Below are 25,570 nucleotides of genomic sequence, written 5' to 3'. Positions count from 1 at the left end.
CTCAGTTCAACTCCTCAAGCGACTTCGTGCGACGGAAACTGATGATTGCGATGCCCGCCACCAGAATGAAGATGATGATCGCGAACGCACTCGCGAGCCCGTAATCACGATTGGCTCCCACGAAGGCAACCTTGTAGACCATCGAGATCAGGATGTCGGTTGCGCCAACATTCACGCCAGCGGAGACATCGCGTGGCCCACCGTTGGTGAGCATGTAGATGAGGTTGAAGTTGTTGAAGTTGAACGCGAACGAGGAGATTAACAGCGGGGCGACAGAGACCAACAGCAGGGGCAGTTTCACGAAACGGAAGATGGCCCACGGTTTGGCGCCGTCGACCGTCGCGGCTTCGGTGAGTTCTTCGGGGATCGCCTGCAAAGCGCCGGTCGTCACGAGGAACATGTAGGGAAAGCCGAGCCACAGGTTCACGAACAGCACCGACCCCTTGGCGAGCCACTCGTTCGTCAGCCAGGGCACTTCGGCCCCGCCCAACAACACAGTGTTGATGAAGCCGAACTCTTGGTTCATCATTCCGGCCCACACGAGCGCCGACAAGAACCCCGGGAAGGCGTAGGGCAAGATCATGATGATCCGGTAATACTTGCGGCTCTTCATCCGCTTGTCGTTGAACACGATCGCCAAGAACAGGCCGAGCGCGAACGTAGTGAAGACCGAAAGGAACGCGAACGCGAAGGTCCACACGGTGACGCTAATCAGGGGACCACGGATGGATTCCTCACTGAACGCGCGCACGAAGTTGTCGAGCCCGACCTCAATTTTCCATCCCGGCAGCAGCTCTTGGCCGGAATCAGCAGTAAAGGCACCGGTACCGATATCGGAGTAGGTGATGCCCGTGTTCGTGTCCCGCATCGTGCCTGCGGTTTCGTCGTACTCCAGTGATGATGTGTAGAGGAAGGCGCTTGAACCGTCGGGGGTGCGCAGCATTCCGTCATTGGGGTCGTCGGTGAGGGGCACGCTGATGGACGCGATTGCGCTTTGCTGCGCGAGGATGTCTTGAAATCCGAGTGTCGTGTAGCCATCGAGGCCGACCGCAACACCGCCTTCAAGCTGGGCGTTGCGCACCTCGGTCAGTGGGCGTTCCTCGCCGCCGAGGCTGACACTGCCGTCGGGCTCGGTGACGAGAAAGGACAGTTCGCCGAGTTGTTCGACCACGGTGAGTTGATAGGTGGGTGAGTCATCCACTCGGTTCTGCGACGACAGCAGAAGCGCGTTGACCGCATCCTCCTTGGTGGAGTTGTGACCCGTGCCGTAGTTCGTGAAGGCGATGTAGCCCGAGTAGAGCAGCACAAAGATCTGAAAGATGGCAAGAAAGATGAGGCCCGGCGCGAGGTATTTCGCGGGAAGCTTGCCGCGGGAGAAGTAGATCCAGTTGACGAGCAACGTGACCGCAACGACGAGTCCAGCCACGAGCCACGATTCGCTGCGCACGAGCACGAAGAGCGCATAGATCGCGATCGCGTCGACGATGCCGAGACCGAGGATCTTGACGGCGACGACTTTCCAACCGCCGGATGCGGCATCCGCAATTCTGGTTGCGCGCTTCGAGCGGGCAGACTGCCGGAGGGGGCCGGGGTCAGTCTCGGGGGGTGTCGTCACAAGAGTTCTCCGTTGAAGGCGTGTGGTGTGCGGCGTGGGGTGCGTGGTGCGTGGTGCGCGGGGCGGCCCGCGAGCGCGGCACCGCTTGGTCAGTGCACGAGCGGAAGGAAGTGGCCGCCCGCTTGCAGACGGACGGCCACCGTGCGCTATCCAGCGATAGCGGTCTGAATGTCGCCCGACATCTTCTGCCAGAGCGAGGTTGCGTCACCACCGTTGATGATGGCGGCTTCGGTTACTCCCCAGAATTCCCAGACGGCTCCCATGGCAGGAATCGAGGGCATGGGCACTGCGTTCTCACCAACGGCACCGAATCCGGCAACGATCGGGTCGGCGCTTGCTGCTTCGAAGGATGCCATGAGCGCGGGTGCGCGTCCGCCAACTTCGAAGAGAGCGGTCTGCACTTCTTCGCTACCCATGTAGTTCACGATGAACTCGTTTGCGGCGAGGGCGTTTTCGCTCTTGGCGCTGACGAAGAAGCCTTGCACCCCGACGAAGGGCTGGGCGTCTTCTCCACCTGCTGAGGGGATCGGGTCGATCGCAACGTCGATGCCTGCTTCGACGGCTGCGGGTACGTTCCACGGTCCGGTGAGGTAGAAGGGTGCTTCTCCCGCAATGAACTTCTCCTTGGCGAGGTCGCCGGTGATGTTCGTGTTGAGCACTCCTGCTGCGCCCTGTTCACCAAGCCACGCAGCGAACTTGTCGCCACCGGCGTTGCCGATTTCGAGTGCGTCTGAGTCGTAGCTTCCGTCGGCGTCAGTGCCGAACACGGGAGCACCGAACGAGGTCTGGAAGGGGTACAGGTGGTACGGGTCAGCAGCTTCGGGGTCGAGTCCGACCAGGAAGGGGTACTCGGTTCCGGCCGCATTTCCCATCGTGACCATCTCATCGAAGGTCGCCGGGGTGCTGGGCGCGAGAGCGGTGTTGCGCACGAGAGCGATGTTCTCGATCGAGTACGGAACGCCGTAGACCTGGCCTTCGTAGCTCATCGCGGTGATGGCGACGTCTTGGAAGGCATCCGCTTTGTCGCCGAGTTCAACGGGCGCAACGACACCGTTGGTCACGAAGGTTCCCAGCCAGTCGTGGGCACCGATCACAATGTCGGGGCCTTTGCCTGTGGGGGCTTGGGCGATGAACTGGTCACGAATGTCACCGAATTCTTTTTGTACGAGCTTGACCTCGACGCCAGTCTCGGCGGTGAAGTCTGCTGCGGCGTCTTTGAGCACGGCGGCGCGGTCGGCGTCGACCCACACGGTGAGCGAGCCACCGTTGCCGGAGCCGTTATCTGCTGAGTCGGATGCTGCTGTGCATCCGGTGAGTGCCAGCGATGCAGTAACTGTGAGTGCGCCTACGGCCCACAGTCCTTTGTTGTTCACCCTCATTGGTGCTGCCTTTCGTCAGTGAAAGCATTGCAAACTGCAAGCGCTTCCATGTATACCTCTTGTAGACACTTTTCAGCAAGCACCTCCTCAGGAAATTTCTTTAGTTTCCGAGGAAGAAATGGACACAACGATGTGGAAGCGCTTAGATTCCGAGCCTGATAGCGATAGTGTGGCGGCTATGACTTCCGTGCTTCAGCACACCGAATGGTGGCGTTCCGCAGTTATTTACCAGATCTACCCTCGGTCGTTCGCCGACGCTAACGGTGACGGCATGGGTGATCTGCTCGGCATCCGCGATCGTCTTCCCGAGCTTGCAGAACTCGGCATCGATGCCGTCTGGCTTTCGCCGTTCTACACTTCTCCGCAAAAGGATGCCGGCTACGACGTTGCTGACTACTGCGATGTTGACCCCCTCTTCGGAACCCTCGATGACTTTGACTCGATGACGAGTCGCGCCCACGAGCTGGGGCTGCGCGTCATTGTCGACCTCGTTCCCAATCACTCCTCGAGTGAGCACGTCTGGTTCCAAGCAGCGCTTGCTGCTGCCCCTGGCAGCCCTGAGCGCGACCGCTACGTGTTCCGCGACGGCCTCGGCGAGAACGGCGAGCTTCCACCCAACAACTGGGAATCGGTGTTCGGCGGTCGCGCCTGGACGCGCACAACCAACCCCGACGGAACGCCCGGCCAGTGGTACTTGCACCTTTTCGACAGCACCCAGCCCGACTTCAATTGGCAGAATCGCTGGGTCCGCGATCAGTTTGGCGACATTCTTCGCTTCTGGCTCGACCGTGGTGTCGACGGATTCCGGGTGGATGTCGCCCACGGAATGGTCAAGGCCGACGGGCTCCCCGACTGGACTGCCCCCGACGCGGCGGGAAGCATGGGCGGCTCCGACGCGACTCGCGCACCCTTCTGGGCGCAAGACGGTGTGCACGAGATCTACCGCGAATGGCGCGAGATTCTCAACGGCTATGAGGGTGAGCGCATCCTCGCCGCTGAAGCCTGGGTTGACCCTTTGACCGATATGGCCAAGTGGGTTCGTCCCGACGAAATGCATCAGGCCTTCAACTTTCCTTACCTTGAGACCCCGTGGACAGCGCAACCTCTCCGCGCCGTCATTGACGCCTCGATCAGCGCATTTAGCGAGGTCGAAGCTCCAAGCACCTGGGTGCTGTCGAACCACGACGTTGTGCGTCACGCCTCGCGCCTCGCTCTGACTGCGGAGAACCCACAGGGACACGGCATCGGGCCTAAGTCGGCAGGCCTTCCGATTCCTGAATTGGGGCTTCGTCGAGCTCGGGCAGCCACGGCGCTCATGCTCTCTCTTCCCGGCAGCGCCTACATTTACCAGGGTGAAGAACTCGGCCTTCCCGAGGTTATCGACCTTCCTGATGACGCCCGCGAAGACCCCACCTGGTTCCGCACCAATGGCGAACGCTATGGTCGAGACGGATGCCGCGTGCCGATCCCGTGGGAGGCGAACTCCCCCTCGTTCGGATTCGGCCCCACCGCGGCATCGTGGCTACCGCAGCCGAGCGACTGGGCGCCGTTCGCTCGTGACTCGCAGCGCGGCGTTGAAGGCTCAACGCTCACGATGTACCGGCTCGCGCTGGCACTTCGCCGGGCTCACGAACTCGCCACCGGAACCATCGAATGGCTCGACGCTGGTGCCGACACCGTGCTTGCGTTGCGCAACTCCGATGTGCTCGTCTACGCCAACACGGGAGACTCTGCGGTCACTTTGCCTGCCGGCGACGTGCTGCTGGCAAGCGGTCCCCTCGGCGACAACGAGCTGCCCGCCGACACGACAGTGTGGCTGAGAGCCTGAACCAGTCGCGCACCGAATACCAGCGAATGAATACCGGTCGATAGAATCAGCAACGGCGAGTCCGCTTCTCGGGGCGGCATCCGTTCTCGTCAGCATCCAATGAAGGGCAACTGATGGTCAGCATCGAAGACGTTGCTCGGCGTGCCGGGGTGTCGACAGCGACCGTTTCGCGGGCCTTGAGTGGCAATGGCCCGGTCTCCGCGAAGGCACGCGAAAAAGTGGCGGATGCGGCGAACGCGCTGGGCTATGTGGTGTCGTCGAGTGCCTCAAGCTTGGCTTCCGGTCGCACGAAGAACGTTGGCCTGATGGTGCCGTATTTGGCACGCTGGTTTTTCACCGCAGCCGTGGAGGGCGCGCAACAAGCATTGATGCGACACGGCTATGACGTGACGCTCTATAACCTGTCTGGCGGCACCGCTGAGCGTGACAGTGTGTTTGAGGTGTCGCTTCAGCGCCAACGCATTGATGGCATTATTGCGATCGCCCTCGAGCTCTCGCCGCAAGAAAGTGCAACTTTACACGCGCTCGGCAAACCTGTCGTGGGGGTGGGCGGGCCGCTTGAGGGTATTCGCACGTTGACGCTCGACGACATTGCGATTTCTCGGCTGGCGACTGAGCATCTGCTCTCGCTCGGCCACACCCGCATCGCGCACATGGGTGGCTCCGAGACGTACGATCTCGATTTCCATATTCCGACAAACCGTCGGGTGGGTTACGAGATGGCGCTGCGCGAGGCGGGCATTGAGCCGAAGCCTGAGTACTTCTCGGGGGCCGATTTCACGATTGAGGGTGGCTACCACGCGGCGAAGCAGCTTCTGGGTGATCCGCGGGATCGCCCGACAGCTATTTTTGCGGCGGCGGATGAGATGGCGATCGGTTGCATTTTGGCTGCCCGTGACCTCGGGCTGGTTGTTCCGCGCGATATTTCGATCGTTGGCATTGACGGCCATGAACTTTCTGCGTTCTTTGGGCTCACGACGATCGCGCAGTATCCGGGCGCTCAGGGTGAGCACGCCGTTGACATCCTTCTGAACGAGTTGCGACCGGGCAAGCACGCCGAAGTGCCCGAGAACATTCCTCTCGATTACGACTTGATTGTGCGCTCAAGTACCGCACGGCCGCCGGAGTAGCCGACTCTCCCAGCGCAGTCGGCCGGATGCTCGCGCTCTAGTCGCGCGGTTGCACGAGTCGCTGGGCTGCCTGTCGCACTGAAGCGCACCGAGCTTCTTCGCTGTGCGCATATTCGGCACATCCGATGGAGCGCAGTTCTGCCGGTGCGCGTTCCCAGTTGCTGGCGACGGCCAGCAGCAGCGCGAGCAGCTCTTCGGGTTTCCATGATGAGTCGACGACGCCGCGCTGTTGCGCTTCAGCGATCACCGCGAGCTTGTGACGGTATCCCTCGACACGCCCTTCGGAGAACGAGCCGAGGGTCGCGGCGTCGTGCAGCCAGGCCCACATCGCGACTCGTTCGGCGGAGGGGTCGTTGACGAAGTAGTTGTGCAGGCGCACGGTGTATTCAACGAGGTCGGCGTCAATGGGCACGGCGTGAGCGAGTCGATCGAGGCCGGTTTGCATGACGTGGTCGAAGAGGGCATCCTTGTCGCCGAACCACGCATAGATGCGTTCTTTGCTGGCTTTCGCGGTTTCGGCGATGCGGTTGATGCGGGCGCCCGCAACACCATATTCGGCGAATTCGGCTGCCGCAGCCTCAAGAACGCGCTGTTTTGTTTCGCGACCGCGGAGTTGATCACGCGGTATTTCTGTCGAAACCACTAAACACCTCCAAATCGAACCTTTTGGTTTGACTTAGCCTACACGCGGACGTAGTGTCGAACCAAATGGTTCGGTAAAGAACCACAGGTTCGTCACGAACCGCTGTCTTCGGTAAGGAGCTTTTATGACAAACGTACTGATGGTCCTCTCGGCCGCCTCTCATTGGACGCTCGCCGACGGAACGCAGCACCCCACCGGCGTCTGGGCAGAGGAATTCCTCGAGCCGTACCGCATCTTCAGCGAAGCCGGCTGGAAGATCCAGCTCGCAAGCCCGTCGGGTGCAGCCCCCACTTTTGATCCCGCCAGCCTCAGCGAAGGCGGCGCCGGCTCGACCGAGCGTGTCGCAGAATTTGAATCACGCATTGCCGACTTGCAGCCCGTGCTGCAGCATCCGCTTCGCTTGGATGCCGTCAATGCTGGCGACTTTGACGTCATCTTCTACCCGGGTGGCCACGGCCCCATGGAAGACCTCGCAGTGAACGAAGATTCTGGCCAGCTCATTGTGGAAGCCGTGAAGTCCAACACCACTCTTGGTGTGCTGTGCCATGCCCCCGCTGCGCTGCTCGCCGCGAACGACAAGAAGACCGGCGACTGGGTTCTCAAGGGTCGCAGAATGACCGGCTTTGCGAACAGCGAAGAAGAAATCGGTGGCCTCGCCGACAAGGCCAAGTGGCTCGTCGAAACTCGCCTCGTCGAACTCGGCGCTGAGTACTCCAAAGCCTCTGAGCCATTCGCTTCGTATGTCGTAGTCGACGGCCAGCTCTACACGGGACAGAACCCCGCGTCATCCGTCGCTGTTGCCGAGCGCATCGTCGCCGACAAGTCGTAACGGCGCCCACACTTCACCACCCACCAACCCGTTTTACGTGTCAAGGAGCAATAAATGACCACCACAAGCATCCAATGGCAGCTTGCCTCTCGCCCCACTGGCGAGCCCACGAACGAGAACATCTCCATGGTTGAGATTGAATTGCCAGAACTCGCCGCTGGCGAGGTTCGCGTGCGCAACTCGTTCCTCTCTGTCGACCCGTACATGCGCGGTCGCATGAACGAGGGCCGCTCCTATGTCGCTCCGTACAACGTGGGCGAGACCTTGACGGGCGCTGCTGTCGGCGAAGTAGTCGAGTCAACCGTCGAGGCTCTTCCTGTTGGCACGCTCGTGCAACATCAACTCGGATGGCGCGACATCGCGCAGGGCCCCGCCGAGCAGTTCATGGCGCTCCCCACCGTTCCCGGCATGTCGCCTTCGCTCTTCTTGAGTGTTCTCGGCCTCAACGGCATCACCGCCTGGACGGGACTCACGCAGATCGCGCACATCAAGGAGGGAGATACTGTTTTCGTTTCCGGTGCAGCCGGTGGCGTGGGCACGATGGTCGGTCAGATCGCACGCCAGCTTGGTGCTGCTCGGGTCGTCGGTAGTGCTGGAACGGCCGAAAAGGTGGAGCTGCTGACGAGCAAGTACGGCTATGACGCCGCCTTCAATTACAAGGATGGCGACATCGATGGTCAGCTCGCCGCTGCGGCGCCCGACGGTATCGACATCTACTTCGACAACGTCGGTGGTGATCACCTTTCGGCAGCGCTTGGCGCGTTCAAGGATGGCGGCCGCGCGGCTATTTGTGGCGTCATGTCTCTCATTAACGGCAAAGACAATGGCATCAAGAACAGCGCCAACATTGTCACCCGTGGCCTCACGATCAAGGGCTTCACGATGGGTGCCTACTACCACCTCGCTCCTCAGTTCGCTGAAGCAATGCAGAGCTGGCTTGGCGCAGGCAAGATCGCCTACGACGAGACGATCACCGACGGTATCGAGAACACTCTGGATGCTTTCAATGGCCTCATGAAGGGCGCCAACGTCGGTAAGGCGCTTGTGCGCCTCTAAGCACTGAGCCTCACCTAGCGGGATGCACGCCACAGTCAGACTGTGGCGTGCATTTCTGCGTTATGCCTTCGGTGAATGCGTCGCGATGTACACATTCTCATCCGCTGCTTCAACGAGCAGACTGAAGCCCAGCTTGGTGGCAAGAACGGCGGATGCCACGTTGTCGGGGTGCACGAGGGCGTACACGAATCGCGCCTCAAGACGGGTGAACGCGACCTCGAGCATCGCCGTGGCGGCTTCGAGCGCGAACCCGTGGCCTTGAGCATCCGGATGCAGGATCCAACTGATTTCTGCAGCACGCGTCACTGAGGCGACTGACCTCAAGTGCAAAGAGATGTCGCCCACCAGCACGCCATCGTGTTCGATGGCGAGCGCGAGAAAGTCATCCGCTTGCTTCAGAACGACGTGGCTGGTGCGGTCTTTGAGGTGCTGAAGGGACTCTTCAGCAGTTCGCTCTGGCCACGACGTGAAGGCGTGAACTTGGGGGTTCGACTGAATCTCAAACCAGCGCTCACTGTCTTCGACAATGTGCGGGCGCAGAACAAGTCGCTCTGTGTTGATTGATTCGACGACTACTGGGGTGGCCAGTGAAGGGCCTCGGAGTAGCCGGGGTCGCTTGACTGGGGACACTGATTAGTAACCGCCCGTCGTCACTATTCGGCCGGGCGCAGAGAAGGCACTCTGCTGCGTCACATTAGGTCGCGTCATGACCTTGAAACGAGTCTTAGGGGGTGTCTTCATTCGCCAATGAAATCAGACTTACCTCTGCATTTCCCTTGAGGAGAGTGAGTGCATCTCAGCATCTACGGGCTTTTTGCTCCTTGTGTTGAGTCCGACCCTTTGTGCGCTCGCGAACTGCTCGGCAACGGGAGCAAGCGGCCCACTCCTGCCTACGAATACGGTGCGAACGGCTGTGCCCGGCAGAGGGTGAAGGTTGAGTTTGTGAGCCAACGCGACCGAGGCAGCGTTCTCCGGATGCACAACCGCGACGAGAAGCAAGGACTCGATGGTGGCCCTCGCGTAGCTCAAAACTGAGCGCATGGCCTCGTAGGCGAATCCTCGGCCCTGATGGTCGGGGTGGATGAGCCAGCTCACTTCGAGACAGCGTGTCGCCGCCGTGAGGGATCGCAGTTGCAAACTGATCTCGCCCACCAGTTCCCCCTCGTACTCAATTGCTATCGCGAGCACATCATCCACACGACGCAGTTGTGTTTGCCGTGTTCGCAGTTTGAGCTGCCGCACGGACGATCTACGCGTGCGTTGCGGCCACGCAGTGTATCGGCGGATGTGAGGGCTTGATTGGATTTCATGCCAGCGGTCGATGTCTGACAGCCGGTGCGATCGCAGCAGCAGACGCTCGGTGTGCATCGTCGGCACGCGCAGGGGCGATGTGAGGGCGGGACGAGCGTCATTTCTGAGCATGAATCTACCGAACCGGTGAATGCGTCGAGCGGACCTATCTTCGTTCTTGCTGAAGTCTGACACAGCTATTGACACAAATTGGTCACCGGTATTCCAGCGCTGTAAACACGAAGTAAATTACGCCGACGCCATCACAGCGTGGCGGTGGTGGCTAGCGTGCCTGACGCCTAAAGCCTGGCTTCGACTTTCCTTTGACAGCGGGCGCCCGCCCTTTGCCTTTGTTGGCTTTCGCCTTTCCTCCGGGCTTCGCAACGGATGCCGAGGCCGCTTTCGCTGACTTGTCGAGCTGCCGTTCGGCATCCACCAGAAAGACTTCGCCCTCGGGGGTGAGCTGCGTTGTGGGCGCGGCGTTGTCGAACAGCGCGTATCCGAGCTGCGCTTCGAGCGACCTGACGGCGAGGATCACTTGCGAGCGGGGCACCCCGAGCGACCGTGCCGCATGCGCAAAGTGCAATTCGTGCGAGGCGGCGACGAACTGCTTGAGCAGAAGATGATCCATTGACCTCACCCTAAGCGCTGTGACCGTGGCCTGCCCCATCCGGGCGGCGGAAGCTGATTGCTAAATCTGCGCGATGATGGGCCTTCGCGTGTGTGATGCGTGGGGAAATTCCACCCCGCGCAAAGAAGAGCGTGATCTGTTTGGGCGCGCGTTGTGCACTTTACTGCGTCTGACTAGTAGGTGTAGCGGGCCATGAATGTGGCGGGCCGGGCGGGTGTCGCGCGTGGTTGCAGCGGAGGGGCGAACACGCGGCCCCGCTCAGCCACCCCTCGCACGCCGGTCAATCGAACCCGCCACGCTGGGGATCCAGCCACAAAACCAAGCGTAGCCGGAGCGCGAAGGCAGGGATCCTTCCCTAACGTCGCGGCCAAAGCAAGTGTTCAACTCCAACCCGATATTCGCTCAGAGAGCGCACTACTCTTTTAGCATGCTCAAACTCCTCATGCGACGCGCCGAGATTCCAGCCGAACGCGAAGCCGCGTTCGTATCGTTGATTTCAGCGCTCAGTGATCGCTGGAAGCCACTCGTTCGCCCATTGCGGGAATCCCAAGCAGGCATTCTCGGCGCGTCGTCAAGTCCACTTAACTGGGGTGCTGAGCACACCGAAGACCTGTTCTCTTCCCGACGCACCGAACTGATCGACGGCGAGGTTTTCGTCTTCGACAGTGCTCTCGTGGTTATGACTGTCGCCCGGAATACTCGTGGTGCACGGGTGAAGTTCGTTCCAACTAGTGATGGTGGCCTCGAGAGAGTGTTGGATGAAAGCGCTGAACTCATCTTGAGGGTGTCGGTTGTTTCAGTGTCCGAAGAGAACGCGACTGAATATCTCGATGAGATCGGCGCCCTGTGCCTTGAACATTTCGAAATTGCGCCTGTTGATTTTCACTACAAAAACTCCTCCTTCGACGCACTCCGAAGTGAAGCACTCATAGAGGAGGTGCCATCAGAGGAAAAGTACGTCGCCGCGTCTCTCGTTCTCTCAGACGCACACGCGCGGTCTACGGCCATCGCGATCAAAAGCTCTAGAGGGCTCCTTAAGGCGGATGCCCTAAAGCGGGTTCCCGTCGACCCAGAGCAAGCTCCAAACGTCCTAGACGCCCTTCACACCGCAGGCATAATTTCCACGGAGATGGTCGTGGTGTGCGGCACGAGTGGAAACCAGGTCGCCCGGTTGGATGATGATGCTGCGAATTTGGACGCGCTCAGCAACCTCGGACTGCGGTGCGCATGCGGAAAGCCTATCAACGAAGAAGTTGCGCAGGAGTTGTATTCTGTCTCACCGATGGGCATTGTTCTCCTAAATAAAAGCCGATGGATGTCCGTGCTAGTTCGCGACCGCCTACAGGCGTTGGGCGTTCCAAACCACTACATATTGCTTGAGTGTCAACTTGGATCGGATGAGATCGACTGCATCGCTCTCATTAGCGGTGAACTGACAATTTTTGAACTCAAGGATAAAGAATTTAGCATCGGCAACGCATATTCCTTCGGGGCAAAAATGGGCATTACTAGTCCCTCGCACGCAGTTATCGTCACGACTGACTCCGTGTCTGAAGATGTCAAAAGCCACTTCAGCAGGACACAAGCAGGTGAGGAGCGTCGAGTTTCGTCCAATAGCCATCAGATCCACTACGTGGAAGGTGGGGAATTCTTGAAGCAATTAGACACATTTGTAAGTTCCGTCTTTGAAAAAGATGCTCAGGTGATCCTCGACGACGTATTGAAGTTAGCGACTGCGCGGGCTTCATCCGTAGTTGGCGCGCTGAAAGCGCGCGCTTGAATCGTGAGGCCATATTTCGGGGGCCCGTCTGCGAATTCTCAGGCATCTCTAGTTGCGGCTCTTCCATTCAGTCGAAGCAGAGCCGCAGTCATTGAGGAATATTCGAATTTACTTATGCTTGTTCCACGCTACGACAGGTTTTGATCCACAACTGCTCAGCGATGCCAACTATCCTTCTCGCGTTATAACGCTGTCGGCGCGGTTCTCTTTGCAGTTGTGGGCACGAAGCCGCAACAACGATCCGTACCGACAAGAACTTGAGACGTTGTCGGCGGATTCAAGCACAATATAAGAGTGAAGATTTTTATAAGCAGCGTCCGCAACGGACTCGAAGCCGAACGCGACGCACTTCCTGGCCTAATCATGGCCATGGGCCACGAGCCAGTGCGCTTCGAAGATTTCACCGCGCAGCCCATTCCTAGTCGTGAGGCATGCATTCGAGCGGTCGAGTCCAGCGATGCCTACCTCCTTCTTCTCGGCCCGCACTACGGCACCGTCTTTCCTGAGACAGGACGCTCCGCTACTCACGACGAATGGACTACTGCCGAACGCTTAGGGAAACCTCGCTTTGTTCTTCGGAAAACAGGTGTCGAGCTCGACCAACAGCAGCAAGTGTTTGAGAGAGCGCTCGGCGACTACGGATCGGGTCGATTCTTCAAGTTCTTTGAGACAGTCGCTGAGGCGCAGCAAGCTGCGGCTGGAGCAATCAGAAGCTTGGAGCAGTCTCCGGGGCTACTAGAGTTCGAACCACTCGACGGCATCGTGGATGTCGCTTGGCTAGAGGGCAATAACGCAAACAGGGGTTTAAGTTCATCAAGTGACCCCCTCTTGGAAGTGCATGTCGTTCCCTTAGACGGTCAGCTCTTGTCCTCGCGCATGCTGGAGCAGGTTTTCACCGGGGTCCCATCCCACGTACGATCCGCAGGGTTAGTGAGTGCCACTGAAGCGCTCGATATCGACCAAGCGAGTGACGCAGTTCGGCTTAACGTCCCCCCGACTGCGACGGGAGGTTGGAACAGTGTACGGAGCGGGTCACTCGCGACCGTCAGAGTGTCAACGGACGGACAGACAGCCGTAGCATTTCGCCTCCCCAGCGACCAGATGGGCCAGATTTTGGACTCAGCGGACGCGACCGCTCGCGTAGCGTCAGCGCTTCGTCTTGTGGGCCAGCTCGACATGACAAGAGCAACCAAAATTGCAATCGGCATCGGGCTGAGCTCGAAATCAATGGTGACGATCGGCGTGGCTGGGCACCCCCCACGTAACAGTGCGTCAATGACTATGGAGAGCGGGCCCGTACATGTGTTGCCTGACGAGTCTGTGTCCCGCGCTGCGCTGGACCGAGGAGCGGACGAAGTAGCTGCGACTTTAGTTCGCTCACTAATTCGGAACTTCACGGAATCGCGTCAACGCTAACCTTCACTCATTGAACCACTAACCGGAAGGGTCCTCAGTGCCGTCTAATGACCAGGCCACTACGTGGACCGCGCTTGAAGCGATCAGCGAAGCGATCACCAGCTCCAACGAGTCCGCCGACCTGCGAATATTGCTTTGGGGCAGAGAGAAGTGGCCGCACTGGTACCAACAGCTACTGAATCAGATTCACGCTCTCGCGGCGAGATCCCCCATCGAATACGTCACCAGCAGTATCCAAGACTCCCGAATCGACGGCGACGAAGTTTACGCTTTTACTGCGAATCTCGCAATTCATGCGCAGGTTTCGGGCTTAGCTGATAACGCGGGCCGCCAGAACGCCACTGTGCGGACAACCGCATGGTCCAGGGCTAGTCTCACTGAACTCACGGTCATCGACTTATGTCCGCACTCAGATGAGGACATGGGATCGGAAGCACTCCTCCCGCGAAACCCAACTCTCGAATTGCACTATGGGCAGCGCCCTGTGTTCCAGTTACCACTTCCGAGATTTCGTAACGACAAGGCGCTTGAGAAGCTTTATCCATCTCTGCTCGCCGACTTAGTCCGAGGAGACGCGTGAGTGGCGATGACCTAACGTCTGCGCGCAAGGCAAATATTCGAGTATCGGGTCCGCTATTTGAATGGGTGACGAATTGACCCGTTAGCGGGTTTTTCAGCAGACCCGATATGTCGCTTGGAAGTTGCTCCAATTGCGCTTTCTCAAAAAGAGCAGAGATAAGTAGCACCCGAGCTACACTCCGGCTCGCCCACTGGCAAGGACTTTCACTCCCCCCACGCCGAAAAAACGCAACTTCATGGTGGCGGGACGCTGCGGATGATGCGCCTGCTCGATGGCTTACACCTCGGATTCGGGGCGTGCTGGCGGGCGAATCATCTGAACCTCGGCAATGCCTCCTTGGTTAATACAGTCTTCCGCAAAGTCATGAACTTGCCAGTAGAAGTCGACCGGGTCGGCATCGGCCACCACGGTGCGCTCCACCGGTGTGTACTGGGCGAGTGGAGTGATGCTGTCGAACGCGTACCCTCGGCTGTTCACGTTCTGCACGCTGAGCGGCGTAGAGCCGCCCCAGCGAATGCCCACCCGCACGTCGTACTCCGCGAGGCCCAGACTCTTGCTCGAAGCTCTCACCAGCCCCATGAAGTCAGACACGGCGACCTCGATAGCTGCCGAGTCAATCTGATACTCCTCCAGATGGCCAGTGCTCGTGCGCTGACCACCGACGCCCGTGCCCAGCGTCACCGAGCCGTCGTGGTGCAGGGCCGCCCAGGACTCGCGCCACTTTCGCGAGTCCGTCAGAGCGTTGTTCGCGGCGACCCAGCGTCGTAGGCCTGGACGAGGATTCAGATACTCGACCGATTCCAGCGGGTGGATTCCACCGCTGCCCGAATAGATCAAGGTGTTCGTTCTAGCCTCCTCGAACACCTGGCGCGCTCGGTCTCGTGACGGTCGCACAGCGGCGGTCGAGGGCAACTGCGGATGGCCCACCGCGATTAGCCATGCCCGTTGGGGTGCGGCCCAGTTGGCGGCGACCTCGGCGTAGAGGTTGTCCAGAGCCTCGGTCAAGTGGCGGCGCCCATCGAAACGCGCTCGGTACATCGCCTCCACCTGGCGTTCCTTCATCCACACCGTCATGGCATCGTTTCGAACAGGTGCGCCAAAATAATCGTTCTTGTAGATCAGGTGCGGCACGTCGGAGGTGGCAGGGATTACGACTGCGGCCACCTTATTGCCGGGGTCACCCACCCAATAAGCATGAACGCCGAATACCGGCGGAGAGATCGCAGACACGGCTGCACTGATTAGTGCGGCTTCGTAGCGCTCATCGAACTCGCCAACATCGACCCTGCTGATAGCGCGCTTAGTAGCCTCCTTCACTCCATAGACGAGCACGCCCCCTCCCCTGTTGGCCATCGCGGCTACATCCTTCGGAAACTCGCTGGTAGGCAGCTCCTTGACCGGGATCAGCTTGCTCTTCCAATCCAAGTCGTCCGTCTCCGCGAGCTGACCCGCCACGGCGGCGTCGATCATCTCATCTGTGATGGGGCCAGGGGGCAAGCCGAGAAGGCGATGCAGCGCGGTGTAGAGCATGAGCAATGATCGCAGAGAATTGCGCGGTACCTGCTTCTGGTTGGATCTAACGACAGGTGGCGCGGAAGACAGACGTCTATCGCCTCTAGTAGCCTGACGCTGGTGTCTCCCCCATGTTCTGGGAAGTGTGTCTCTCCGGAGGTGGTGGGAAAGGCCGCTGCGGCTCTCCCCTCGATTGGCACCCGCCCGTTCTTAGCTCCCACCCGGTCGCTTTCTACCGACCCAGGCCTTGTGGGTCGACGCAACGCGGAACCCGCCGCGCAGTCTGCCCTGAAGAATGCCGACGCGCATCCGTCCCTCCACGAGTTGGAGGCTCACTTCGTCACGGTTCATCAGCTTCAGATCCAGCAGTAGCGGTGCGTCCAGCCATGTCCCCTTACGTTCCCACCCGTCTCGGATTGGCTCTCGCCTCAGGCCGAGAAAATGAGAGTGGTGCTTGGCGACGCTCTCGAGGAACTCCTGCTCGGACGGGCCGGTGCGGATGCCCTGCAGGGACGCTGACGGCACATCTTCGAGCGCCCAGGCGATCGCGCTGAGATCCAGGTCGCGGTAGTCGTTCCGGAACGCTTCGTGGGCGCCGTGGTCAAACAGCCAGTCTTCGACCACGGCGTTCGGCCACCCAAGGCGAGCGATAGAGGGGAGGGCGATGAACTCGGCGAGACTGCCGCCACGGTCGACCATGTCGCGGTCTGAGTCCGCGGTCGGAAGATCCACGAGGAACACCGGCTGGCCTGCGCTTCCCATCCCTTGGCGCGATTCAGTTCAGGATGGCGGTTTGATCACCGTAGGGGCTGACGAGGAATACGTTTACGGCGATCGATGAGAGCCAGAGCCACCCGTTGGACTCGTAGGACAAGAGGAACTTGTGGCTGTCAGCGGCGTTGGTCCATCGGACGAACATGTCGTCAAGCTCGTCACCCGCCGTTCCGTCCGCGAAGTACAACTCGAACATCGACGTGTCGAGGTCGTGCTGCCGCAGCTTGGCAAGGAATGAGTCAACGAACCCGGCCTCGGCGTCACGTGCCGCATCGTGGACGGTATAGTCCGGTTCCCTCGACGCAAGGGCATTAAGGGTGTAGATGAGCATGCCCGCGCGGTCGTTAGTGAAGGTCATGCACGAATCATAACCCTCTCTCTGAAATTGGACGCACGTGATCTATTTGGCAGTGGTGTGGCCCGCGTAGCGGTTCCAGCTCTCGTGGGCGGCGTTTAGCAGGTGAGCTGTCTGGAGCGCGAATGTCGCCACGGACTCGGGGTTGGAGTACACCATCGGGTCCCCCGCGTGGCCGGCAGGCGCGCCCAATTGGCTCACAGCGCTCAGCGAGCCATGGGCACTGTTGCTCGTGATCGACCACAGGAGCGAGTAGCCCAGGTCCCCGGCATCGGAAATGTGCTGTTCTGCATGAACGAGCAGTGGCATCATCCGCAGGGACGTCTCCCGTTCGAGAAATCTGACCGGGAGCTGGATCGCGGAGTCCCGCATGGCACCAATGACGCGATCGCGCTCGACAGCGGCATGTGCGCCGGCCTTGGCCCGTTTCTCTCGCGCGAGCGGAGTCCGCGCGTGTTTCACGGCCGCTGCCTCGCGTGCAACCGCGCTAGTGAGGTCGTCGACGGTGACGCGGTACGCGCGGGTCACCCGGTCAGCGGCGGTGGGGCCCGGGTGATCCACCAGCTCAGTGCCGCGGCTTCGATGATCACCCGAAGTAGCGCGTAGTCAGCGACGAGGTGAACCTCGCCGGCACGCCACAGCACGCCTGCCGCGCGGGCAGCGTCGTATGCGGCCATAAGCTTGCCCGAAGCGACCCACGGTGGCGACTCAGGCATGATGCGTGCCAGGTGGTCGCTCTTCGCGGTGCTGTCGGCGGTGGGGTCCGAGTCGTGCTCGCGAAGCCGCTTGCCTGCCCCCAACCAGAGCCTCGAGGTCGCAGCGAGGGCGTCAGTGCCGTTAGCCGATTCAGCACTCATCGAACACCCTCCGGAAAATTTGGCCTTGTCATCCATCTAGACGACCCTAGGTGCTGGCTACGCCATGAAAAGGGAACACCTTCGCCGCCTCGTGATGGCTCCGAATTTGAGATTGCGGAAGGTGCATTCGACGCAACGGTGTCGAGGACTATTCAATACGGTTCGGTGTCGCTACGCTAGAGGAAAATGAGTTTTCATCTTTCTCATAGATGCGGAGAAAGATTGAAAGTTGGATAGATCCGAAGAGTCATTGGAAAGCCACCGGGGACGTGCAGAGCGAGAGCATGAGCAACGCCACGGTGATCGACAACAATGGAACAGAGCATGAAACGAGGGGGTTTCCTTCTCTTCGCAAAGCGACTTTCGCAGCTGGGTCAGCAAGCGCACCAACTAACTGATTGCGGGCAGTCGGCTAGCCTGCCCGCAAACTGCGCCGTTCTCCAACTCTCGTGGGCGCTGCCCCTCCGATGGCAGAAGTCCGCCCGGTCGGTAGATTTCGGATATCTTCCGTTCGCATCCTTGAGTCGGCTCCACAACGCAAACCACCCGAGAGGCTTGCAGCACGGAAATCACCGAGGCACAGCAGGATCAGATCGAAGAGATCAGCCGACTCGTTGATTCGACCAAGCGTGGTGAGTCGCTGACTGATGCGGTGATGGACGACGTTGTTGCTCAATTAGAGAAGCTCCTAACAACGAATCCCGCGCTCCACGCCTTCTTGAAGAGCGTCAAGGAGAGTGTGAATGCTCGCGCTCTCCCTGAATTGATCGCACCCGAGAATGTGCTTTCTCTCCGTGACATGCCGAACCGCAGGCTATCCGCAAAGCTCGAAAAGTCGGATAGCCCCGCGGAGTTGGTAGCTCAGCTCGGACCGGGTATGGGCTGATTAGACGGCTTCCTGGACAACGCCGTTGCCTTCGGCAGCAAAGCTCACACCCCTAGGTTTTAGGCCATGGCTCCCCAAACGTGTGCCGACGTTCCGCACAGCGGCTGAGTCGCTGAGCCGACTGTAGTGTGAAAACGGATAACGGTCTTCACTGGTAACTGCGCTGACCATCGGCCCGGCGATGTATTGCGCCAATGTCCGAGATGGTCGATCCGCATTCCCGCTATCGCCGGGAGATCAGATGGTTCACCACATAGTCAATTTGTTGCGGTGATAATGGTTCCCACCTCGAATACTGTGGGTGGTCTGGGAATCCCCTTCGAAGCACAGTGCGCACCGCCCGTCCATCGTCGTCATAGCCGAGCTCCTGCGCGAGGCCCTTCGGTGTCGTTGCCATTTCCATAGACCGATGGTAATCGACCGCAAGAATGCGAGGTGAATTTTCACAAATCGGCCATGTTGGCAATACGCCGCCCACCGATTATGCACGGAAACTAGGACCGTCGAGCGGACACGTAGTGCGGCTCCCGTTCTGGGTATTCACTTCACCCTCAGCCGCGTGACAAGATTCAAGCGGAGGTAAATGATGGGATTCTTTGATGTTTTCAAACGGTCAAAGTCAGTTGAGCTCATACACTCTCAAAACGCATATTCAAAGCAGAGCGATGGGCCAGTAGCGGCATCAAAACTCACACTGCACTTCGGTACGAGCCAACTCGTTCAGGTCGCGGGTACGACGACCAATTCGAAGGAAGCAGCAGTCGCGCTTGTGCGACGTCATGAACTCGGCGAGCGAGTCGCCTTGTACATCCCGGGCACACTGCAACGGGAGCCCGAAAACACCTTCGATCCCCAAGCAATCGCTCTGCTGGTTGAAGGTGACCGTATTGGATATGTTCCCGGCTACGTCGCCAAAGAACTGTCATTGAGAGTGGGCGCCAGCGTAACCGTGCCGGTCCAATTGTTCCGCGCGGATTTAGGCAAGGGAGTGCGAGTTGAGGCATTTGCTTGGTTGGGGAACGACGACCCGCAGTGGCAATACAGCACGGAAAATCCGCCCGCCATGACCCCAGCGCAAAAGCGGATGGCTGCGCACGAATCCAGTTCCGCGATGGTCCAGGATGCCATCGCTGGTGGCGGCACGCGTGCTGAGCAGTTCAAGTCTGGGATGGTCAAGGGAGTCCATTATCTTGAACTGGTTGAACCCATCAAGGAGCTGAAACGGGAGGGCAGAATCCTCGAGGCCCTAACGCTGTGTGAAGCCGCCATTAAGGGCGCTGAAAACAGCCGCGACGGCAGGGCGCCCGCACCCTGGTACACCGAACAGTCCGCGATAATTCATCGCAAGCTCGGCCAAAAGGATCAGGAGATTGCCGTCCTGAAGCGTTGGCTATCCTTCGTCCCTCCAAAAGACAGGGACCAGACCCGGCTCGGCCAACGTCTGGCAAAAATCACAGGTTAGGTGCCTGAGTCCACATCGTTGAAGAAGTTTCCACCGGGAACCGAGCCTCCCTGTTTCCAATCAGCGATTCAGGGTGAGCTGTCTGGCCTGCGCTGCCGCTTGATCGGTGTAAGGCACTTCGGGCCAGTCCGCACACGATTCGACCGGAAGGGCACGCGTCGGGCGCAGGCTCATCCAGGAGCCTCTTACGAAGAAGAAACCGACTGTAGCTGAGGCGGGATTCGAACCCGCGACCTCACGATTATGAGTCGTGCGCTCTCACCAACTGAGCTACTCAGCCGCATCATCCAATTACTGGACGAGCGAGCCCCCTATGGGAATCGGACCCATTACCTCTTCCTTACCAAGGAAGTGCTCTACCAATGAGCTAAGGGGGCACACAAAAGCGCAGAACGCGCGATTGGCACCGTAAGAGACTAGCATCCGTTTTGGCCTGCTAAGTACGCTTTCGGCCTAAAAATGGCCCCGAAGTGCGATTAGTTGACCGCATTGGCTGTGAGCCAAGCGAACGGGTCAACCGGAACATCATCGAGGTGGATTTCGAAGTGCAAATGAGCGCCATAAGCGATGCCAGTCTCACCCACTAGGCCGATGAAGTCGCCCGCCTTTATCTCCTGGCCCACCACGATCGGGCTTGAATCGGTCACCATGTGTGCCGAAAGACTCTTGACCTGCTGACCGTTGATGGTGTGACTGATGATGGCGTGGTAGCCGTACCCTGACCAGTCCGACTGGATCAGTTCGACAGTTCCATCGGCGATGGCATAGATAGGGGTGCCTGAGGGAGCCGCAAAGTCGGTTCCCTTATGGAAACCACCAATGCGGTCACCATAGCCATCAGTGATCGGCACCGAGTAGGGGAACGGCCAACGAACCGCGCCAGTAGTGGCGTTGTATTCGTAGCTGATACCCGCGTACTTGAGCGCGAGAACTTCGGCATACGAAATGACCTTAATGTTGTCGTGCGCAGCGACCTCGCTCTTCACATCATCCGAGACAGCTAACGATTGGTTGCTTCGGACATTTGCGCTGAGCGCAGCAACATCAGCCTCGTTCTCCCCGGCGGCAATAGTTGCCGAGTCGGCATTCAAGAAGACGTTCGAAGGAACCGAAACACCGACGAAGATCGGAAACGCAAACAGCATGGCGACAAGGGAGAGAACCTGAGACCCGAGCCGCTTGCGCCGGCCACGAGGCTGGGATGCTCCGCTAGTCGCGAGTGCCCGGTGTGAAACCCGCACGCGCTTCGACTTAACTTCTTCGGCGCCACGCCCCTTGCGAGAACGCGGAGCAGTCGAGACCTTCGCACGCTTGAGCGCGCGAGCACGCCGGGGTGCCTTGTTCGACTTCGCACTCGTCGAAACGGGTACAGTCACGACCTCGAGCTCTCGAGGCGCTGCGGGAATCGCCGGCACACTAGCGACGGCATCCGCTGCTACTTGAGCGCGCAACGAGCGACGGCTGGGCAGCGCGACCGCGATTTCGACGGTTGCGGGCCGCGGTTCGGGCTGTTGTGTCGCTGAGGAAGAGGGCGTAAACAAATCAGCGAGAACAGGAGTGTGCGAATCCTCCGCGGAGGGCATCACAGCTGGCGGCTGGTTATTTGCGCCCTGCTGAGCGAGACGTTCGCGTTCGCGCATCTCTCTACGCGTGAGCGGAGGAGTCTGCCCGGATGCGGAGTTCAGCGGTGGCACAGCGTCGTTGCTCACAGATCACACCCGTGGTGGCGGGAGGAGAATGTCACTGCGGCGTAAGCGCTCGTCAGTGACATTCTTCTCCTCCACGCGATTCACCTGCTAGGTGTGAATGCATAATTCGGGTGACTTGCCGCGCACGTACGGGGTGTACGCGGGTAACAGATTCATAAAGGCTAGCGCCCAAGTGGTCTAGTGGCCCGACCTTTTTCAAGTGGTCTACTCACACCTTCAATTGGCTCAATGCTGCCTCAAGTTTCTGGGCAACCGCTGGTTGCGCAGCGAGGATAAAGTCCTTGCCTTCGGCTTCCGCGCCGCGACCTTTTACCGTCGCTCCAGCTTCACGGGCAATCAGAGCGGCAGCCGCGTGATCCCATGGATTAAGGCTTCGTTCGAAGTACGCATTGACTCGACCGGATGCCACCATGCAGAGGTCAAGAGAAGCCGTTCCCATCCGCCTAATGTCCCGCACCTGCGGCAGCAGACTGGCAATCACGCGGCCCTGTTCGACGCGCAATTCTTGGAGGTACGAGAATCCCGTCGCGACGAGGGCTTCAGAGAGGTCTACTTCTTCAGCGACCCGCAATGGCTGCCCGTTCACGTACGATCCCCCACCGGCCGTTCCGGTGTAGGTCTCCCCCGCACCGAGGTTCACGACAGCCCCAGCCAATGAACGCCACGTCGAGGGGTCTGGTTCGCCCTCCACAACAGCGATGCTGATGGCGTAGTGCGGGATGCCGTACAGATAGTTGACGGTGCCATCGATGGGGTCGACAACCCAGGTCAAGCCACTGGACCCGCGTTCTGCCCCACTCTCTTCACCGAGAAAGCCATCATCGGGTCGGGCATCGGCGAGCAGGCTTCGAATGAGCTGTTCGCTTTCACGGTCAGCGTGCGTGACAACATCCACGGATGACGACTTGAGGTCAGCGACAGCAACGCCCTCAATACGGCGACGGGCAGCAAGCTCGGCAGCCTGTGTTGCAACGGTGCGGGCGAGATCCAAAAGTTCATCGTGAGGCATTGCTCAAGCCTAGAGCGCAACGGATGACAACTCGCTCAACAGCGACCCAGCAGCAACAAGCAGGAGAACTCTCTATCGCCCGCTCGCCAGCGGGATCGCCGGGCCGTGCGCGTCAAACCGCGCGCGAATCGACCGCGAGAGCGCCAAGGCGGCTTGATCGTCAGCGGCACCACCGTCATCCGTCATGCCGCCCGACAGCCCTCTGATCAGAGCCAGGTCGGAGGCGAACAGCGTGCGAGCCCAGTCCGCGTGTGACATCGCGTGACTCCCCACTAGCGCCCGCTGCAGTCGCTGCAACTCTTCGTGCAGAGCCGCCGGAGTATCCACGCCCCACATCTGCAGCACTTCTGGCCGTGCCGAATCGGATGCTGACAGCCGATCCAATCCGCGCGAGAGCATCGCAAGTTCATCGTCGCTCAAATCGAGCACCACCGGCGGGCTCTCCTTCTCGGCTTGAGCATCCGCTGCCTCTTGGCGTTCCACGCGCAACGACTGCATGGTGTCGACGATGACGGCGATGAAGAGGTTGAGCGTGATGAAGGCCGCGATCAAGATGAACGGGACAAAGAAGAGCCAAGCCATCGGCATGACTTCCATAATCGGTCGCACAATGCCCATCGACCAGCTCTCGAGAGTCATGATCTGAAAGAGCGAGTAGGTCGACTTGCCGATGTCGCCAAACCATTCCGGGAAGGCGGCCCCGAACAGTTCGGTCGACATGACGGATGCCACGAAGAAGACGAGAGACATCAGCAACGCGATGGCACCGATCCCCGGGAACGAGCGAAGCAGCGCATCCACAACCATCCGCACTTGCGGGAGAAACTTGATGACCCGCAACACCCTTAGCACCCGCAGCGCACGCAGCACCGAGAGCGGCCCCGAGCTGGGCACGAGAGCGATGGCGACAACGATGAAGTCGAACACCGACCATCCGTCAGTAAAGAAACGCTTCGGGCCATAGGCGACCAGTTTGAGCACGAGCTCAATTACGAAGACGACCAGTGCGATCGAGTCGAGTGCATGCAGAACGGCGTAAGTGGTAGTGCCCTCCACTGCCGCGGTGGCGAGCGCAATGACGACCGCGTTCACAATGATCACCGCAAGAACGACGTTCTGAACGGCGGAGGAGTCAACGAATCGAGCTAATTGACGACGAAAGGTCGCGCTCTCGGGAAGAGGAGTCTGAGTCACGCGACCATTATTCCGGAAAGGCCCGATTCCAGGGGCACGAGGCCGTGAGCACAGTGGCTGAACGACAGACTGTTGCCCCAGGCAACTAAGCGAGTAGCATCGGAGTATGGTCAACGTCGCCGAGCATGAGGACATCTACTCTTCACTCATTCAGCTCATTGCCGCGTGGACAGCCAGCGACGTGCAACGCGACCTCGCCGGAAGCGTCGGTGTTGAACTGGATGCGACCGCCATTCGCGCTCTCTACCTTCTGGGCCTCCACGGCGGCACCATGAGCGCTGGGCAGCTAGCAGAGCTGTGCCACACTTCACGCCCGACCACCTCGAAGCTCGTTTCGCGACTCGCCAGCGATGGTCTCGTCGATCGAGATCGCACCGGGCGCACGGTCGACGTGCGATTGACGGAATCCGGGCGGCTGGTCTACACCCGCCTCGTGGACGCCGGCAAGCGCGTAATTGCAGACTCGACAGCCGGATGGGGCACCGACGAGCTTGAGCAGTTCCGCTCACACCTGACGCGATTTGTCGACGCCATAACCGCCACCCCATAGCCGAAACACCACGGCACCTGAAAAAAGGAGACACCATGTCACGCACGTATATCGTCACCGGATCAGCATCCGGAATCGGAGCCGCCACCGCAGAGCTACTAACGAAGCTCGGCCACACCGTCATTGGTGTCGACCTCAAGAACGCGGATGTCGAAGCAGACCTCTCCACCCCACTCGGCCGATCAACAGCGGCAGAACAGGCCATCAGCAAGGCCAATGGCTCCATCGATGCCGTAATCGCGTGCGCCGGAATTGCAGCACCGATCTCCAAGACAGTGGCGATCAACTTCTTTGGGGTCACCGAATTCCTGACCGCCCTTCGTCCAACACTCGCGTCGTCATCTGCGCCCCGCGCCGCAGTAGTGTCATCGATGGCGTCACTGCAGCCAGTATCCGCGGAACTCGTTGACGCAGCACTTCGCGGAGACGAAGCCGCAGCACTCAGCATTGGCGACACTCTCGCCGAAGATCCCCAGGCCGGCTACCTCAACTACCCCTCAAGCAAGAGAGCCCTTTCGCGCTGGGTGCGCCGCGAATCTGTGAGCGAAGACTGGGCGGGTGCAGGGATTCCCCTCAACGCGGTAGGGCCCGGAACAGTGACCACCGCCATGACAGCAGAACTTCTTGCGACGCCGGAGGGTACGGAGATGGTGGATGGGGCTGTTCCTATGCCGCTGAACTACCACCAGCCAGCATCCTCTATCGCGGAGCTGCTTGTCTGGCTGACGAGCCCCAGCAATACCCACATGGCCGGCCAAACTATCTACTGCGATGGCGGCGCCGATGCCGTGCTGCGCGGCGACGACATCTGGTCTTGGAATGACAGCGCCCAGAGCTAGCCGGGCGCGATTCGTCCGAGGCCGCACGCCCCAACCTCGGTGAACCCGCAATAAGTAGGCATGAAAAAGGGCTGGTCAGCGAAAAATAATGTCGCTGACCAGCCCTTTTGTGGTGGCGAGTGAGGGATTCGAACCCCCGAATGCGAAGCAGTCTGATTTACAGTCAGATCCCTTTGGCCACTTGGGTAACTCGCCAAGACGCCTCCGGCCACATGTATTCATCTGACCGAACGCGCTGGACAAGGA

23 protein-coding genes and 3 tRNA genes are annotated in these 25,570 nt (G+C 59.7%); 9 read left to right on the top strand and 17 right to left on the bottom strand.

Going from position 1 to position 25,570, the window contains the following annotated elements:
• Position 1: 1 nt before the first annotated feature.
• On the bottom strand, positions 2 to 1,615 hold the full coding sequence (locus AACZ26_RS08855) for an ABC transporter permease subunit (protein WP_339620819.1): 1,614 nt from the start codon (positions 1,613 to 1,615) through the stop codon (positions 2 to 4).
• A gap of 146 nt (positions 1,616 to 1,761) precedes the next feature.
• On the bottom strand, positions 1,762 to 2,994 hold the full coding sequence (locus AACZ26_RS08850) for a maltose ABC transporter substrate-binding protein (RefSeq protein WP_339620817.1): 1,233 nt from the start codon (positions 2,992 to 2,994) through the stop codon (positions 1,762 to 1,764).
• A 178-nt stretch (positions 2,995 to 3,172) separates the two neighbouring features.
• On the opposite strand from AACZ26_RS08850, the gene AACZ26_RS08845 reads away from it, so the two are divergent.
• Both AACZ26_RS08845 and AACZ26_RS08840 read left to right on the top strand, forming a co-directional pair.
• Positions 3,173 to 4,822 (top strand): glycoside hydrolase family 13 protein, encoded by a 1,650-nt coding sequence (locus tag AACZ26_RS08845; RefSeq protein ID WP_339620816.1) that lies wholly within the window; start codon positions 3,173 to 3,175, stop codon positions 4,820 to 4,822.
• 113 nt (positions 4,823 to 4,935) lie between these two features.
• Positions 4,936 to 5,952 carry a LacI family DNA-binding transcriptional regulator gene (locus AACZ26_RS08840; RefSeq protein WP_339620815.1) on the top strand — a complete coding sequence of 339 codons (1,017 nt, stop codon included), beginning with the start codon at positions 4,936 to 4,938 and terminating at the stop codon, positions 5,950 to 5,952.
• Between the two features lie 37 nt (positions 5,953 to 5,989).
• Here the strand turns inward: AACZ26_RS08840 and AACZ26_RS08835 are convergent, their stop codons facing one another.
• The gene (locus tag AACZ26_RS08835) at positions 5,990 to 6,595 is read right to left on the bottom strand and encodes a TetR family transcriptional regulator (RefSeq protein WP_339620814.1); all 606 of its coding nucleotides are present in this window, start codon (positions 6,593 to 6,595) and stop codon (positions 5,990 to 5,992) included.
• Positions 6,596 to 6,719: 124 nt separating this feature from the next.
• Between AACZ26_RS08835 and AACZ26_RS08830 the strand changes: the two genes are divergently transcribed.
• Together AACZ26_RS08830 and AACZ26_RS08825 are read left to right on the top strand one after the other, a co-directional pair.
• The gene (locus tag AACZ26_RS08830) at positions 6,720 to 7,424 is read left to right on the top strand and encodes a type 1 glutamine amidotransferase domain-containing protein (protein WP_339620813.1); all 705 of its coding nucleotides are present in this window, start codon (positions 6,720 to 6,722) and stop codon (positions 7,422 to 7,424) included.
• 54 nt (positions 7,425 to 7,478) lie between these two features.
• Positions 7,479 to 8,480, top strand: a complete 1,002-nt coding sequence (locus tag AACZ26_RS08825; protein WP_339620812.1) for an NADP-dependent oxidoreductase — start codon at positions 7,479 to 7,481, stop codon at positions 8,478 to 8,480.
• A 60-nt stretch (positions 8,481 to 8,540) separates the two neighbouring features.
• On the opposite strand, the gene AACZ26_RS08820 is transcribed toward AACZ26_RS08825, so the two are convergent.
• From AACZ26_RS08820 to AACZ26_RS08810, 3 genes are all read right to left on the bottom strand, one after another.
• Complete coding sequence (locus AACZ26_RS08820) at positions 8,541 to 9,110, bottom strand: GNAT family N-acetyltransferase (protein ID WP_339620811.1); 570 nt, start codon at positions 9,108 to 9,110, stop codon at positions 8,541 to 8,543.
• A 129-nt stretch (positions 9,111 to 9,239) separates the two neighbouring features.
• Positions 9,240 to 9,848 (bottom strand): GNAT family N-acetyltransferase, encoded by a 609-nt coding sequence (locus tag AACZ26_RS08815; protein WP_339621616.1) that lies wholly within the window; start codon positions 9,846 to 9,848, stop codon positions 9,240 to 9,242.
• 205 nt (positions 9,849 to 10,053) lie between these two features.
• Positions 10,054 to 10,401 carry a LysR family transcriptional regulator gene (locus AACZ26_RS08810; protein WP_339620810.1) on the bottom strand — a complete coding sequence of 116 codons (348 nt, stop codon included), beginning with the start codon at positions 10,399 to 10,401 and terminating at the stop codon, positions 10,054 to 10,056.
• A 427-nt stretch (positions 10,402 to 10,828) separates the two neighbouring features.
• Between AACZ26_RS08810 and AACZ26_RS08805 the strand changes: the two genes are divergently transcribed.
• Entirely contained in the window at positions 10,829 to 12,181 is a 1,353-nt protein-coding gene (locus tag AACZ26_RS08805; RefSeq protein ID WP_339620808.1) for a hypothetical protein, read from the top strand.
• 2,272 nt (positions 12,182 to 14,453) lie between these two features.
• Here AACZ26_RS08805 and AACZ26_RS08800 read toward each other — a convergent pair.
• The 5 genes from AACZ26_RS08800 to AACZ26_RS08780 form a co-directional block, all read right to left on the bottom strand.
• Positions 14,454 to 15,707: an ATP-binding protein gene (locus tag AACZ26_RS08800; protein WP_339620807.1), complete on the bottom strand. Its 1,254-nt coding sequence runs from the start codon at positions 15,705 to 15,707 to the stop codon at positions 14,454 to 14,456.
• Between the two features lie 192 nt (positions 15,708 to 15,899).
• Entirely contained in the window at positions 15,900 to 16,451 is a 552-nt protein-coding gene (locus AACZ26_RS08795) for a hypothetical protein (RefSeq protein ID WP_339620805.1), read from the bottom strand.
• Between the two features lie 13 nt (positions 16,452 to 16,464).
• Entirely contained in the window at positions 16,465 to 16,821 is a 357-nt protein-coding gene (locus AACZ26_RS08790; RefSeq protein ID WP_339620804.1) for a hypothetical protein, read from the bottom strand.
• Between the two features lie 42 nt (positions 16,822 to 16,863).
• Positions 16,864 to 17,379 carry a hypothetical protein gene (locus tag AACZ26_RS08785; protein WP_339620803.1) on the bottom strand — a complete coding sequence of 172 codons (516 nt, stop codon included), beginning with the start codon at positions 17,377 to 17,379 and terminating at the stop codon, positions 16,864 to 16,866.
• Positions 17,343 to 17,675: a hypothetical protein gene (locus AACZ26_RS08780; RefSeq protein WP_339620801.1), complete on the bottom strand. Its 333-nt coding sequence runs from the start codon at positions 17,673 to 17,675 to the stop codon at positions 17,343 to 17,345. The genes AACZ26_RS08785 and AACZ26_RS08780 overlap by 37 nt, the downstream gene beginning before the upstream one ends.
• Positions 17,676 to 18,330: 655 nt before the next feature.
• Here AACZ26_RS08780 and AACZ26_RS08775 point away from each other — a divergent pair.
• Together AACZ26_RS08775 and AACZ26_RS08770 are read left to right on the top strand one after the other, a co-directional pair.
• The gene (locus tag AACZ26_RS08775) at positions 18,331 to 18,561 is read left to right on the top strand and encodes a hypothetical protein (RefSeq protein ID WP_339620800.1); all 231 of its coding nucleotides are present in this window, start codon (positions 18,331 to 18,333) and stop codon (positions 18,559 to 18,561) included.
• A gap of 583 nt (positions 18,562 to 19,144) precedes the next feature.
• Positions 19,145 to 20,023, top strand: coding sequence for a hypothetical protein (locus AACZ26_RS08770; protein ID WP_339620799.1), 879 nt, complete (start codon positions 19,145 to 19,147; stop codon positions 20,021 to 20,023).
• A gap of 206 nt (positions 20,024 to 20,229) precedes the next feature.
• On the opposite strand, the gene AACZ26_RS08765 is transcribed toward AACZ26_RS08770, so the two are convergent.
• The 5 genes from AACZ26_RS08765 to AACZ26_RS08745 form a co-directional block, all read right to left on the bottom strand.
• Positions 20,230 to 20,303 (bottom strand) — tRNA-Met (locus AACZ26_RS08765).
• Positions 20,304 to 20,328: 25 nt separating this feature from the next.
• Positions 20,329 to 20,400, bottom strand: a tRNA-Thr gene (locus AACZ26_RS08760).
• 99 nt (positions 20,401 to 20,499) lie between these two features.
• On the bottom strand, positions 20,500 to 21,732 hold the full coding sequence (locus AACZ26_RS08755; protein WP_339620798.1) for a peptidoglycan DD-metalloendopeptidase family protein: 1,233 nt from the start codon (positions 21,730 to 21,732) through the stop codon (positions 20,500 to 20,502).
• Positions 21,733 to 21,940: 208 nt separating this feature from the next.
• Positions 21,941 to 22,741 carry an inositol monophosphatase family protein gene (locus AACZ26_RS08750; protein ID WP_339620796.1) on the bottom strand — a complete coding sequence of 267 codons (801 nt, stop codon included), beginning with the start codon at positions 22,739 to 22,741 and terminating at the stop codon, positions 21,941 to 21,943.
• 72 nt (positions 22,742 to 22,813) lie between these two features.
• Positions 22,814 to 23,935: an ion transporter gene (locus AACZ26_RS08745; RefSeq protein WP_339620794.1), complete on the bottom strand. Its 1,122-nt coding sequence runs from the start codon at positions 23,933 to 23,935 to the stop codon at positions 22,814 to 22,816.
• A 106-nt stretch (positions 23,936 to 24,041) separates the two neighbouring features.
• On the opposite strand from AACZ26_RS08745, the gene AACZ26_RS08740 reads away from it, so the two are divergent.
• Together AACZ26_RS08740 and AACZ26_RS08735 are read left to right on the top strand one after the other, a co-directional pair.
• Positions 24,042 to 24,485, top strand: coding sequence for a MarR family transcriptional regulator (locus AACZ26_RS08740; protein ID WP_339620793.1), 444 nt, complete (start codon positions 24,042 to 24,044; stop codon positions 24,483 to 24,485).
• A gap of 35 nt (positions 24,486 to 24,520) precedes the next feature.
• The gene (locus AACZ26_RS08735; RefSeq protein ID WP_339620791.1) at positions 24,521 to 25,324 is read left to right on the top strand and encodes an SDR family NAD(P)-dependent oxidoreductase; all 804 of its coding nucleotides are present in this window, start codon (positions 24,521 to 24,523) and stop codon (positions 25,322 to 25,324) included.
• A gap of 110 nt (positions 25,325 to 25,434) precedes the next feature.
• Here the strand turns inward: AACZ26_RS08735 and AACZ26_RS08730 are convergent.
• Positions 25,435 to 25,519, bottom strand: a tRNA-Tyr gene (locus AACZ26_RS08730).
• Positions 25,520 to 25,570: the final 51 nt, after the last annotated feature.

Origin of the sequence: uncultured Salinibacterium sp. (genome assembly GCF_963974405.1) — a bacterium.
GTDB lineage: Bacteria > Actinomycetota > Actinomycetes > Actinomycetales > Microbacteriaceae > Rhodoglobus.
The sequence above is the reverse complement of the archived record's forward strand: the minus strand, read 5'-3'. Positions and strand labels throughout refer to the sequence as shown.

Excerpts from the sequence above, each read along its gene's own strand:
- AACZ26_RS08735 (WP_339620791.1), top strand. The coding sequence starts at position 24,521 with ATGTCACGCACGTATATCGTCACCGGATCAGCATCCGGAATCGGAGCC.
- AACZ26_RS08775 (WP_339620800.1), top strand. The coding sequence starts at position 18,331 with ATGGACGACGTTGTTGCTCAATTAGAGAAGCTCCTAACAACGAATCCC.
- AACZ26_RS08800 (WP_339620807.1), bottom strand. The coding sequence starts at position 15,707 with ATGCTCTACACCGCGCTGCATCGCCTTCTCGGCTTGCCCCCTGGCCCC.
- AACZ26_RS08740 (WP_339620793.1), top strand. The coding sequence starts at position 24,042 with ATGGTCAACGTCGCCGAGCATGAGGACATCTACTCTTCACTCATTCAG.
- AACZ26_RS08770 (WP_339620799.1), top strand. The coding sequence starts at position 19,145 with ATGATGGGATTCTTTGATGTTTTCAAACGGTCAAAGTCAGTTGAGCTC.
- AACZ26_RS08825 (WP_339620812.1), top strand. The coding sequence starts at position 7,479 with ATGACCACCACAAGCATCCAATGGCAGCTTGCCTCTCGCCCCACTGGC.
- AACZ26_RS08780 (WP_339620801.1), bottom strand. The coding sequence starts at position 17,675 with ATGAGTGCTGAATCGGCTAACGGCACTGACGCCCTCGCTGCGACCTCG.
- AACZ26_RS08805 (WP_339620808.1), top strand. The coding sequence starts at position 10,829 with ATGCTCAAACTCCTCATGCGACGCGCCGAGATTCCAGCCGAACGCGAA.
- AACZ26_RS08830 (WP_339620813.1), top strand. The coding sequence starts at position 6,720 with ATGACAAACGTACTGATGGTCCTCTCGGCCGCCTCTCATTGGACGCTC.
- AACZ26_RS08845 (WP_339620816.1), top strand. The coding sequence starts at position 3,173 with ATGACTTCCGTGCTTCAGCACACCGAATGGTGGCGTTCCGCAGTTATT.
- AACZ26_RS08840 (WP_339620815.1), top strand. The coding sequence starts at position 4,936 with ATGGTCAGCATCGAAGACGTTGCTCGGCGTGCCGGGGTGTCGACAGCG.
- AACZ26_RS08815 (WP_339621616.1), bottom strand. The coding sequence starts at position 9,848 with ATGCACACCGAGCGTCTGCTGCTGCGATCGCACCGGCTGTCAGACATC.
- AACZ26_RS08750 (WP_339620796.1), bottom strand. The coding sequence starts at position 22,741 with ATGCCTCACGATGAACTTTTGGATCTCGCCCGCACCGTTGCAACACAG.
- AACZ26_RS08795 (WP_339620805.1), bottom strand. The coding sequence starts at position 16,451 with ATGGGAAGCGCAGGCCAGCCGGTGTTCCTCGTGGATCTTCCGACCGCG.
- AACZ26_RS08790 (WP_339620804.1), bottom strand. The coding sequence starts at position 16,821 with ATGACCTTCACTAACGACCGCGCGGGCATGCTCATCTACACCCTTAAT.
- AACZ26_RS08850 (WP_339620817.1), bottom strand. The coding sequence starts at position 2,994 with ATGAGGGTGAACAACAAAGGACTGTGGGCCGTAGGCGCACTCACAGTT.
- AACZ26_RS08810 (WP_339620810.1), bottom strand. The coding sequence starts at position 10,401 with ATGGATCATCTTCTGCTCAAGCAGTTCGTCGCCGCCTCGCACGAATTG.